The organism is Acrocarpospora sp. B8E8 (assembly GCF_039871605.1).
Lineage (GTDB): Bacteria > Actinomycetota > Actinomycetes > Streptosporangiales > Streptosporangiaceae > Acrocarpospora > Acrocarpospora macrocephala.
In genome coordinates this window covers 82,590-93,706 of the sequence record NZ_JBDPLV010000046.1, presented here as the reverse complement: position 1 = coordinate 93,706, position 11,117 = coordinate 82,590, and the positions used below count along the sequence as shown (strand labels likewise).

Annotated in this window: 11 protein-coding genes; 9 read left to right on the top strand and 2 right to left on the bottom strand. The window is 71.5% G+C overall.

Annotated elements, in window-relative coordinates; translation table 11 throughout:
* A partial coding sequence (locus ABGB08_RS35415) for a hypothetical protein (RefSeq protein WP_347599634.1) occupies window positions 1-207 on the bottom strand: 207 nt, incomplete at its 3' end.
* 79 nt (window positions 208-286) lie between these two features.
* Here ABGB08_RS35415 and ABGB08_RS35410 point away from each other — a divergent pair.
* The 5 genes from ABGB08_RS35410 (at window position 287) to ABGB08_RS35390 (ending at window position 5,415) form a co-directional block, all read left to right on the top strand.
* Window positions 287-718 (top strand): DUF222 domain-containing protein, encoded by a 432-nt coding sequence (locus tag ABGB08_RS35410; protein ID WP_347599631.1) that lies wholly within the window; start codon window positions 287-289, stop codon window positions 716-718.
* Window positions 719-1,128: 410 nt separating this feature from the next.
* Window positions 1,129-1,545, top strand: coding sequence for a hypothetical protein (locus tag ABGB08_RS35405; RefSeq protein ID WP_347599628.1), 417 nt, complete (start codon window positions 1,129-1,131; stop codon window positions 1,543-1,545).
* A gap of 165 nt (window positions 1,546-1,710) precedes the next feature.
* Entirely contained in the window at window positions 1,711-3,696 is a 1,986-nt protein-coding gene (locus tag ABGB08_RS35400) for a glycosyltransferase family 39 protein (protein WP_347599625.1), read from the top strand.
* Window positions 3,693-4,919 (top strand): bifunctional glycosyltransferase family 2/GtrA family protein, encoded by a 1,227-nt coding sequence (locus tag ABGB08_RS35395; RefSeq protein WP_347599622.1) that lies wholly within the window; start codon window positions 3,693-3,695, stop codon window positions 4,917-4,919. Before ABGB08_RS35400 ends, ABGB08_RS35395 begins: the two co-directional genes overlap by 4 nt.
* A gap of 40 nt (window positions 4,920-4,959) precedes the next feature.
* On the top strand, window positions 4,960-5,415 hold the full coding sequence (locus tag ABGB08_RS35390) for a GNAT family N-acetyltransferase (protein WP_347599619.1): 456 nt from the start codon (window positions 4,960-4,962) through the stop codon (window positions 5,413-5,415).
* A gap of 105 nt (window positions 5,416-5,520) precedes the next feature.
* Here the strand turns inward: ABGB08_RS35390 and ABGB08_RS35385 are convergent, their stop codons facing one another.
* Window positions 5,521-5,757, bottom strand: a complete 237-nt coding sequence (locus ABGB08_RS35385; protein WP_347599616.1) for a glutaredoxin domain-containing protein — start codon at window positions 5,755-5,757, stop codon at window positions 5,521-5,523.
* Window positions 5,758-5,887: 130 nt separating this feature from the next.
* Between ABGB08_RS35385 and ABGB08_RS35380 the strand changes: the two genes are divergently transcribed.
* From ABGB08_RS35380 to ABGB08_RS35365, 4 genes are read left to right on the top strand one after another with little or no spacing between them, the layout of a single operon-like run.
* A complete protein-coding gene (locus ABGB08_RS35380; RefSeq protein ID WP_347599613.1) occupies window positions 5,888-7,513 on the top strand; it encodes an ABC transporter substrate-binding protein in 1,626 nt (541 codons plus the stop codon).
* The gene (locus tag ABGB08_RS35375; RefSeq protein ID WP_347599610.1) at window positions 7,486-9,354 is read left to right on the top strand and encodes a prolyl oligopeptidase family serine peptidase; all 1,869 of its coding nucleotides are present in this window, start codon (window positions 7,486-7,488) and stop codon (window positions 9,352-9,354) included. The genes ABGB08_RS35380 and ABGB08_RS35375 overlap by 28 nt, the downstream gene beginning before the upstream one ends.
* Window positions 9,351-10,307, top strand: a complete 957-nt coding sequence (locus ABGB08_RS35370; RefSeq protein ID WP_347599607.1) for an ABC transporter permease — start codon at window positions 9,351-9,353, stop codon at window positions 10,305-10,307. Before ABGB08_RS35375 ends, ABGB08_RS35370 begins: the two co-directional genes overlap by 4 nt.
* Window positions 10,304-11,116: an ABC transporter permease gene (locus tag ABGB08_RS35365; protein ID WP_347599604.1), complete on the top strand. Its 813-nt coding sequence runs from the start codon at window positions 10,304-10,306 to the stop codon at window positions 11,114-11,116. The genes ABGB08_RS35370 and ABGB08_RS35365 overlap by 4 nt, the downstream gene beginning before the upstream one ends.
* Window position 11,117: the final 1 nt, after the last annotated feature.

The window sequence follows — 11,117 nt, the reverse complement described above, 5'->3', positions numbered from 1 at the left end:
CAGAGCCGATGCCAGCAGTACGGGCGCGAGTTCAGCCAGGGCAGGTGCCAGCAGCACAGACACAGGTTCAGCCAGAGCCGATGCCAGCAGTACGGGCGCGAGTTCAGCCAGGGCAGGTGCCAGCAGCACAGACACAGGTTCAGCCAGAGCCGATGCCAGCAGTACGGGCGCGAGTTCAGCCAGGGCAGGTGCCAGCAGCGCGGGCACGGGTTCCGCCGGGGCAGGTGCGGGGAGCGTGGGCGTGGGTGAAGGGCCGGTGGAGGAGGCGTGCAGGACCTGTGGGCACATGCCGGACCGACTGGCACCCGGGCTGCTGATCGCCACCGGGCAGCTGCTGCCCATCTCCGACGTCCACCGGCTCGCCCGCACCTCACGACTGGTCCGCATGGTCGTCAACGCCCAGGGCCAGGTCCTGGACATGGGCCGTGCCGTTCGCCTGGCCACGCCCGCCCAGCGGCGGGCCGTCCTGGCCCGCTACGCCACCTGCTACCGCGAGGGCTGCCCCATCCCCGCCGACATGGCCGAAATCGACCATGTCAAGGGCTGGGCCGAGGGCGGTACCACCGACCTGGACCTTCTCGCCCCCGCCTGCACCTGGCACAACCGCGACAAAGCAACCCACCCCGACCGCTACCGCACCCGCCGCAACCCCGACGGCACCTGGACCCTCCTCTACCTCGGGAAAAGGAACCGCTTCGCCGGACGGTTCCGGCGCTGAACCGGCCCGGCACGAGAGCGCCACCCACCCCGGGCCGGGAACCCAGGGGTTGAGAGGGTTCTCCGATCCCGAGACAGCGCGTGAATCGTCGATCCCGGCCACCATGCGTAGCTACGCGATCGGCGCGCTACGCCTGCTGAACTTCACCAATATCGCCGAAGGCGCCCGCTGGGCACGCGACGACTTCCACAACCCGCTCATCGCCCTCGGTCTCACAAGGTGAGAATTCCTTCGACCCTGCCCTGGCCGCCCAAGCGCGCTTACTTATCGCTTACACGTTTGCCAGGAAGTGGAATGGATTTCCACAGAGTCGCTCAAGGCGGCGTCAATATGTTTATCCCCAGCGGCGGGCTTTGCAGATGAAATCACCGGGATTTCAAAAGGCCGCCGTAGACCGGGGGTTCAATATCATGCGTTTCGCCAAAACTCTCATCACGGGTGTCCTCAGCGCGAGCCTGATCGGCGTGCCGTTCGCGGGTACGTCGCTCGCGGACACGGCCACGAACCGGCCGCCTGTGGCTCCGGCGGTCCAGCAGAAGGACCGGCACCTGGAGGTCTCGGTCAGCGATGACCAGGTAGCTTCCGGGGACTCCTACACGGTCACCGTCGAGACCAAAGGCGTGCGGTACGTCGGCACCGCCACCATCACCGGCCTGAACGGCAGGACGTACACGGTCCGGCTGCGGGACGGCCGCGCCACCAAGACCCTGACCGTCCCCGAGGGCATCCGGCCGGGCACGTACCAAATCCACGCCACGGTCGACGGCAGGAGCGCCTCCGCGTCGATCAACGTGACGCGGGCCATCAGGCACAACGGCCGTCACTAGCACGACGGGACCGGTTCTCGACGTGGGTGTCGCGCGCCCGGCCTCGTCCCACCGCGGGATCGCGGCCGTGGAATCAGGCTCACAGGTTGCGCGCAGCGTCGGCACAAGAAGCGGACAGGCCGGTGGCCGACAGTCTCAGTTAGGCATGGATGAGAGGACGCACCGATGAGCTCCACGTTGCCCGCGGCGTCGGTAGGCCGACCGCCGCCCGACCCGGCGCCCGGTGGAAGGCGGCTGCGTGCGCGGACCGACCACGCCCCCTGGGTACATCCGGCCCTGCTGGCGCTGCTGCTGGCCACCGCTGTGCTCTACCTGTGGGGCCTGGGCGCCTCCGGCTGGGCGAACTCGTTCTACGCGGCGGCGGCGCAGGCCGGATCACAGGACTGGACGGCGTTCTTCTTCGGCTCCTCGGACGCGGCCAATTCGATCACGGTCGACAAGACGCCCGCCTCGCTGTGGGTGATGGCCCTGTCGGCGCGGCTGTTCGGCGTCAACGCCTGGAGCATCCTGGTGCCGCAAGCCCTGATGGGCGTCGCCACGGCCGGGCTGCTCTTCGCGACCGTACGGCGCTGGTACGGCCCGGCGGCGGGCCTCATCGCCGGTGCGGCGACGGCGCTGACGCCGGTGGCGGTGCTGATGTTCCGCTTCAACAACCCCGACGCGCTGCTGGTGCTGCTCATGGTCGCCGGCGCGTACGCGATCGTCCGGGCCGTCGAGAGCGGCGCCACCAAGTGGCTGGTGTGGGCCGGGGTCTTCGTCGGCTTCGGCTTCCTGGCCAAGATGCTCCAGGCGCTGCTGGTGGTCCCGGTGTTCGCGCTGGTCTACCTCATCGCGGGGCCGCCCAAGCTCGGCAGGCGCATCCTGCAGCTCCTCCTGGCGGGCGTCGCGCTGGTCGTCTCGGCCGGCTGGTACGTCGCCGTCGTCGAGCTGGTGCCCGCCTCGGCGCGCCCCTACATCGGCGGTTCGCAGCACAACAGCCTCCTGGAATTGACCCTGGGCTACAACGGCCTCGGCCGGCTGAGCGGCGAGGAGACCGGCAGCGTCGGCGGCAGGCCGGGCGGCGGCTGGGGCGAGACCGGATGGACGCGCATGTTCGACGCCGCGCAGGGCGGCCAGGTCGCCTGGCTGCTGCCCGCCGCGCTCATCCTGCTGGCCGTCGGCCTCGCGGTGACGGCCCGTGCGGCACGCACCGACCGTACCCGCGCCGGGTTCGTGCTGTGGGGCGGCTGGCTGCTGATCACCGCCGGGGTGTTCAGCTTCATGGCGGGCATCTTCCACGCCTATTACACCGTGGCCCTCGCTCCGGCCCTCGGCGCGCTGGCCGGCATGGGCGCGGTGACGCTGTGGAGGCAGTGGGGCCGCGCGTGGGCCGCACCCGCCGCGGCTGCCGGCGTGATGGTCACGGCCTGGTGGTCGTATGAGCTGCTCGGGCGCAGCGGCGACTTCCTGCCGTGGCTGCGCTGGGTGGTGCTCCTCGGCGGGCTCCTGGCGGCACTCGGTTTGCTGGCCTCCAGGTGGCTGCCCGTGCGCGTGGCCTGGGTGAGCGCGGCGCTGGCGCTCGCCATGGTCCTGGCCGGGCCCGGGGCGTACGCGATGGACACCGCCGCCACCCCGCATGGCGGCTCGATCCCGTCGGCCGGTCCTTCCGTGACAGCCGGATCCGGAGGCAGGGGCGGCCGCTTCCCGGGCGGCATGCCACCGGGCGCACCAGGGCTCGGCACGGCGCGGAACGGTGGCGCGCCGCCAGGCGGCATGGGGCGGGGCGGCATGGGCGGGCTGCTCAACGGCTCCACTCCCGGTGCGGACATGGTCGAGTTGCTCCGGCGCGAAGCCGCCTCCTACACCTGGGTGGCGGCGGCGATCGGATCGCAGAACGCCTCCGGCTACCAACTGGCCACCGGCGATCAGGTCATGCCCATCGGCGGCTTCAACGGCAGCGACCCCTCGCCTACCCTCGCCCAATTCCAGCAGTACGTCGCCGACAAGCGGATCCACTACTTCATCGGCGGCGACCGCGGGCCCATGGGCGGCAACGACGGCGACAACGCCGCCTCGCAGATCTCGGCATGGGTGACGGCCACCTTCCCTGCCACCGCGGTCGACGGCGTCACCGTCTACGACCTGACGTCATCCCCCGGCGCGACCCCATGATCGGCTCCGCACACGTCGCGGCCGCAGGACCGGCGGCGCGCACGCCGGTCCTCGATGTCGTGGTCCCCGTCTACAACGAGCAGGACGACCTCGACCCTTGCGTGCGCCGCCTGCACGACCACCTGCTGCACGGCTTCCCCTACCCCTTTCGCATCACGATCGCCGACAACGCCAGCACCGACGACACCCCGCGGATCGCGGCCAGGCTCGCCGCCGAGCTGCCGGAGGTCACCTCCGTACGGCTCGCCGTCAAGGGGCGGGGCCGCGCGCTCAAGCACACCTGGTCGGCCTCCGACGCGCAGGTGCTCGCCTACATGGACGTCGACCTGTCCACCGATCTCACCGCGCTGCTGCCGCTGGTGGCGCCGCTCATCTCCGGCCACTCCGACCTGGCGATCGGCTCGCGCCTCACCCGCGGTGCCCGGGTTACCCGCGGTCCCAAACGGGAGATCATCTCCCGCTGCTACAACCTGCTGCTGCGCGGCACGCTCTCGGCCCGCTTCTCCGACGCGCAGTGCGGCTTCAAGGCCGTCCGCGCCGACGTGGCCGCCCGGCTGCTGCCCCTGGTGGAGGACACCGGCTGGTTCTTCGACACCGAACTGCTCGTGCTCACCGAACGCGCCGGGCTGCGCATCCACGAGGTGCCGGTCGACTGGGTGGACGACCCCGACAGCCGCGTCGACATCCTGCAGACCGCCATCGCCGACCTCAAGGGCATCGCCCGGCTGGCCAAGGCGCTCAGCACCGCCCGGCTGCCTCTGGCGCGGCTGCCAGAGCAACTCGGGCGCGCCCCACTCCCCGTCGGCCTGACCGGCCAGCTGCTCCGCTTCGCCGCCGTCGGCGTCGCCAGCACTCTCGCCTACCTGATGCTGTACGCCTTGCTGCGCACGGGAACCGGAGCCCAGACGGCCAACCTCATCGCCCTCCTCATCACCACCGTGGCCAACACCGCGCTCAACCGCCGATTCACCTTCGGCGTGCGCGGCACCGGCCGCCTCTGGCTGCACCAGGCCCAAGGCCTCGTGGTCTTCGCCGCGGGTCTCGGCCTGACCAGCGGCTCACTCGCCATGCTGCACGCCCTCAACCCGGACCCCGCCCAGCCGCTGGAACTCGGCGTGCTGGTAGTGGCCAACCTGGCCACCACCTGCCTGCGATTCCTCCTCCTGCGAACGTGGGTGTTCGGCCGGGCTACCCGAGACCGCCATAGGAGACCGACTAAGTAGCATGACATGGCACCTGCGGCGCCGACGGAATGGGAGCAAAGTGAAGATCGTTGTAGACGACCTCTCCGGGCCGGAGATCGCCGAGTTCCTCAACGAGCACATCCAGGAGATGCGGTCCGTCTCGCCTCCGGAGAGCAAGCACGCCCTCGATCTCGACGGGCTCCGCAAGCCCGAGATCACGTTCTGGTCGGTCATGGACGGTGACACCCTGGTGGGCTGCGGTGCGATCAAGAGACTGGACCCGGACCACGCCGAGGTGAAGTCGATGCGCACCACGTCGGTGCGCAAGCGGAGCGGGATCGCGTCCCTGTTGCTGGAGCACATCATCACCGAGGCCAAGCGCATGGGCTTCACTCGGCTGAGCCTCGAGACCGGCTCGGACGATTTCTTCCTGCCCGCCAGGAGGCTGTACGAGAAATTCGGGTTCGATTACTGCGAACCCTTTGCGGACTACCGGCTCGACCCGTACAGCGCGTTCATGACAAGGTCGCTCTGAAAGATCTCGATTCACCCCTCGCCGGCAGCCCACTCGGCTCTGGTCACGGCATATCGCCACTCCTGGAAGGCAGCGGCGGAGGCCGCGGAACAGGCAAGGCATTCGTCATCTGCCGCGCAGCCGGGAGCACACGTCCTCAAGGCTCGGGTTGACCAGGGCCGAACCGTCGGGGAAGACGACGGTGGGGACGAGCCAGGAGCCGCCGTTCAGCTCGCTGATGAGCTCGACGGCGCCGGGCGTGCTGTCCACGTCCACCTCCGTGTAGGCGATGCCCGCGCCGCTGAGCCGCGCCTTGAGCCGGTGGCAGTGCCCACACCAGCGGGCGCCATAGATCGTGATCATTTATTTCCCATTCAGGCGGGGGGTTTGACCGGTGGCGACACCACCGAATACTCTCATGAGCCAAATGGATTCTACCGGTAGACACCGCAGCTAGGCGGGTTGATCCGGTCGCATGAAAGCAGGTCCTCGGGTGGCCGATCTCCCTATATCCCGGCGTTCCCTTCTGCACTCCACCGCCCTCATGGGCGGTCTCGCCGCGCTTCCCGGCCTGCTGGCAGCCTGTGGCGGCACCTCGCAGCCGAGCTCCCAGAGCAAGCCCGCCAAGACCCTCGACGTGCTGCGCGTCGCCCTGCCCTCCTCCCTCGGCTCGCTGGATGCGAGCAAGGAGGCCGGAATCATGAACTACGTGGTCGCCCTCCTCGTGCAGGAGGCCCTGGTCGGCGTCGGCCAGGACGGCGGTCTCCAGCCGTCCCTAGCCGAGTCGTGGAAGAGGAGGGACCCCACCACGTACGTCTACACGCTGCGCGCCGGGATCACGTTCTCCGACGGCAGCCCGATGACCGCCGATGACGTCGTCGCCAGCCTCAACCTGCACGCCAAGAAGGGCTCCACCACCGCCTTCGCCTACGCCTACGCCAACGTGGCGTCCGTCGAAGCGACCGGCCCCGCGGAGATCACGATCAGGCTGAAGAGTCCCGACGCCTCCTTCGCCTGGACGCCCTCCCCGGGCACCCTCCTGGTGACCAGCAGGAAGTTCATCGAGGCCACCGGCGAGAAGATCGGCACGCCCGAGGGCAAGCTGCTCGGCACCGGCCCCTACAAGGTGGCGGAGTTCGCGCCCGACTCGCACGTCACGCTGGAGCGCAACGACGGCTGGTGGGGCGGCAGGGCGCCGTACGGGCAGATCAAGATCGACTTCATCCCGGAGGAGTCCACCCGGCTGCTTGCCATGCGCGGCGACTCGGTGGACGTCGCGCTGAACGTTCCCGCCGAGCAGATCGACCAGTGGAAGGCCCTCCCCGGCGTCCAGCTCATGACCTCGGGCGACCGCTCCCTGGTCACGCTGGCCTTCAACACCGCCAAGAAGCCCTGGAACGACATTCACGTCCGCAGGGCCGTCGCGCACGCCGTGGACCGCGAGGGCATCGTCAGGAGCGTCCTGCGCGGCCACGGCAAGGTCGCCGCCACCATCCCCGACCCCGCCCAGTGGGGCGGCGTCCTGGACCAGGCCGGGGTGACCAGCCTGTACGCGAGCATCCCGCAGGCCGGCTTCGACCTGGCCATGGCCAAGGCGGAGCTGGCGCAGTCGGCCACCCCCCACGGGTTCGGCGACATGCTCACCTACCCCAGCAGCGGCCCCCAGCTCGGCCGGGCCGCGCTCACCCTCGCCGAGAACCTCAGCCAGATCGGCATCACGCTGGAGGTCAAGGAGGTGCCGCTGGAGCAGTGGATCGCCGACCTCGGCAAGCACGCCTCCGGCATCTACCTGGGCTGGTACTTCGCCACCACCGGCGACGCGGCCGAGTACGTCCAGCAGCTCCTGCACGGCTCGGCCACCGGTGCGAACGGCACCAACATCGCCGAGTACGACAACCCCGAGGTCACCAAGCTCCTCGACGACGCCAAGGCGAGCACGGACGACGCGGCCAGGGGCAGGCTGCTCGGCGAGGCACTGGTGAAGTCCGCCGCCGACGTGCCCTACCAGCCGCTGTGGTGGGGCGAGGCGGCCACGGCCTTCGGCAAGAACGTCACGGCCGAGGGGTTCGGGCCCTACTTCTTCGTCGGCCCGTGGGCGACCGAGATCGCGGCCCGTTGATGGCCGGACCGCTGGAGGTCCACGACGCGCTGGCCGGGCTGCGCGTCCCCGAGTCGGTGGCGCTGCACCCGAACGGCGAGCACGTAGCCTGCGTCATCGACGGCCTCGCCCACGTGCTGGGCCCGGACGGCGGGCTGCGACCGGTGCCCGGCCCGGGCCCGCACACCCTCACCCGCTGGCTCCCTGACGGAAGGCTGCTCCTGGCCGCGGGCGGCGACCACATCGAGGTCAGGGATGCCGGCCTCGGCCTGGCCTGGCAGGCGCGGGTGGACGGCGAGATCGAAGACCTCATCCCCGGCGGCGACGGCACGGTCCTGGTCCGGCTGGCCGACCCGGGCAGCGAGCGCGACGGCAGCCACCTGGGGCTGCGCGTGCCCGACCCGTCCGACCCGTTCGTGCTCGCGCCGGGGAACCGGCTACGGCGGCTGGCCTGGCTCGCCGTCGGCGGCGACACCGCGCCGCGCGCCATCCCGCTGCCCGGCCGCACGGTCTGGGACGCCGACTGGCGCGAGGGCCGCGTGCTGGCCGTGACCTCCGACGACGAGACCCCGGCCGGGTACTACCGTCCCCGCCTCGACCTGGTCGACGGCGGCGAGGTCCGCACCCTGTACCGCAGCCGCTGGCAGCTCAACCGGCCCAGGCTCGCCCCCGGCGGCCGGCACGCGGTCACCGTTGAGGGCCTGTCCATCGTCTCGGGCCGCGTGCTCCGCGCCGACCTGGATACGGGCACGATCGCGCCCCTGGGCGACCTGGACGACGTCACCGACCTCGGCTGGCTCGACGCCGAGACGCTCTGGTTCGCCGGCTGGTCCGGCACCGGCGTGCACGGCGGCCTGCTCGGCGCGGCCGACGGGCAGGTGCTCAGCCGCTGGACCGCCCGGGGCACGCTGAGCGGGCGCGACGGCCAGCCGTCCCTGTCGGTGGCCGGCCCGCTGGCCGCCGCCTGCTGGGAGACGACCGGCCGGCCGCCCGAGATCGCCGTCGCCGCGGTCAAGGACGGCGACTGGCGTCCGCGGACCGCGCTCAACGCCCGGCTCGCCCACCTGGCCGTCGAGCAGCGGGAGATCACCTGGACCTCCTCCGACGGCCTGCCGGTCTCCGGTCTGCTCCTCACCGCCCCCGGCGGGGACGGACCGCGCCCCCTGGTGACGATCGCGCACGGCGGGCCGACCTGGCTGTGGTCCAGCGCGTTCGCGCCCGCCGAGTCCAACCGGCTCGCCGTGCCGCTCGCCCACGCCGGAGCCGCCGTCCTGCTGCCCAACCCGCGCGGCAGCAGCGGCCGCGGCCAGGACTACGCCCGCGCCGTCATCGGCCGGCTCGGTGCGGCGGACTTAGCCGACCTGCTCGCCGGGGTGGACCACCTGGTCGAGACCGGCGTCGCCGACCCCGACCGGCTCGCCGTCATGGGACTCAGCTACGGCGGCTACCTGACCGCGTGGGCCACCACCCAGACCCGCAGGTTCCGCGCCGCAGTCGTCATGTCCGGGGTATCGGACTGGTTGAGCTTCGCCACCGCCAGCAACCTCGCGACCGGCTTCGACCCGCTCTACCACGCGGGAGCCGACCCGTTCACCCCCGGCGGGCGCGAGCGCCTGGCCGCCCGCTCCCCGATCTACCACGCTGCGGGCTCCGGCACCCCGACCCTCATCCTGCACGGCGATCGCGACCGCACCACCCCGCTCGGCCAGGCCGAGCAGCTCTACCGCGCATACACCACGGCGGGCGTGCGCACCCGGCTCGTCGTCTACCCTCGGGAAGGCCACGAACTGGTCGAACCCGCCCACCGCAGGGACGCGACAGAACGCGTGATCGGCTGGCTGACGGAGAGCGGGGTGCTGTGAAGGGTTGGGGTACCTTCCTGCTGCACCGGCTCGCCGGCACCGCCGCCGTCGTGCTCCTGCTCTCGATCGGCGTGTTCGGCCTGCTCTATCTGGCCCCCGGCTCGGTGCAGCAGACCCTGCTCGGCACCCGCCCGGCCACCGCCGAGACCATCGCCGCCATCCAGGCCCGCTACCACCTCAACGACCCCGTCGCCGTCCAGTACCTGCGCTGGCTCGGCGGCGTGCTCCGCGGCGACCTGGGCACCTCGATCAGGACTGGCGTCCCCGTCGCCGACATGCTCGGCCTGCGGTTGCCGCTCACGCTCGCCCTCACCGGCTACGGCACCCTGCTCGCCGCGCTGGCCGGGGTCCCACTCGGCGTGCTGGGCGCGCTACGCCGCGGCCGGGCCGCCGACCGGCTGGTGGTGACCGCCGGGGTCGTGGGACTGTCCGCGCCGCCGTTCGCCGTCGGGCTGCTGCTGCTCGTGGTGTTCGCACTGGGGCTCGGCTGGTTCCCCGTCTACGGCACCGGGGAAGGGCTCGCCGACCAGGTCTGGCACCTCACGCTCCCCGCCGCCGCGCTCGCCGTCGGCGCGGTGGGCATGCTCGTCCGCTTCAGCAGGGCCGCCCTGGTACGCGAGCTGGAGCAGGACTACGTGGTGTTCGCGCGGGCCCGTGGCCTCGCCGGCCCCGTCGTGCTCGGCTACGCCCTGCGCAACTCGCTCGTGCCGATCCTCACCGCGGCCGGGCTCATCGTGACCGGCATGCTCGCCGGAACGGTGCTGGTGGAGATCACCTTCGCGCTGCCGGGGCTGGGGTCACTGCTGGTCGAGTCGGTGACGTTCAAGGACGTGCCGGTCGTGCAGGCGCTCGCGCTGCTGCTCACCCTGCTCATCGCCGCGGTCAACCTGCTGGTGGACGTCGGCTACTCGCTCGTGGACCCGCGGGTCCGGCTCGGCGGAGGCCCCTCGTGAGGCGGCCCCCGCTGCTCGTGCTCGCCGCGCTGGCCGTGCTGGCCGGCGCGGGGATCGCCGCCGCGTTCGGGCCCTGGCTGGTGCCCGGGGCCACCGCGCAGGACCTCATGACCGGCATCATCGGCCCCGGACCCGGCCACCCCCTCGGCACCGACGACCTCGGACGCGACGTGCTCCAGCTCCTCATCGCCGGAGCCCGTACCGCACTCCCCGGCGCGCTCACCGTCGCCGTCGGCTCCATGATCATCGGCAACCTCCTCGGCCTGGCAGCGGGATACCTCGGCGGCTGGGTGGACGCCTTGACCATGCGCTGGGCCGACCTGATGTTCTCGCTGCCCGCCCTGCTGGTCGCCATCGTCGTCGCCGGTGTGCTCGGCGGCGGCTACGTACTGGCCATCGCGGTGCTCGTCGTATTGTTCGCCCCCACCGACACCCGGGCCGTGCGCGGCGCGGTGCTGGAGCAGCGCCACCGCCCCTACGTCGAGGCGGCCCTGCTGAAGAACCTCTCCTCCTGGCGCATCATGACCAGGCACATCTGGCCGAACGTCGCCCCGGTCACGCTCGCCTCGGCCTTCGTCAACTTCGCGTACGCGCTGGTGTCGCTGTCATCGCTGTCGTTCCTCGGGCTCGGGGTCCCCGCCGGATCGCCCGACTGGGGCCGCACGTTGGCCGACAACCGCACCCAGCTCATCGCCAACCCCTGGGCGGTCATCGCCCCCGGCCTGGCCATCATGGCCACCGCCGCCGCGCTCAACGTGGTCGGCGACTGGCTGCACGAGCGCGTCGACCGGCGCGGAAGGGCACGCTGAC

Coding starts and splice junctions, on each gene's coding strand:
- ABGB08_RS35410 (WP_347599631.1), top strand. CDS start 287: ATGCCGGACCGACTGGCACCCGGGCTGCTGATCGCCACCGGGCAGCTG.
- ABGB08_RS35405 (WP_347599628.1), top strand. CDS start 1,129: ATGCGTTTCGCCAAAACTCTCATCACGGGTGTCCTCAGCGCGAGCCTG.
- ABGB08_RS35400 (WP_347599625.1), top strand. CDS start 1,711: ATGAGCTCCACGTTGCCCGCGGCGTCGGTAGGCCGACCGCCGCCCGAC.
- ABGB08_RS35395 (WP_347599622.1), top strand. CDS start 3,693: ATGATCGGCTCCGCACACGTCGCGGCCGCAGGACCGGCGGCGCGCACG.
- ABGB08_RS35385 (WP_347599616.1), bottom strand. CDS start 5,757: ATGATCACGATCTATGGCGCCCGCTGGTGTGGGCACTGCCACCGGCTC.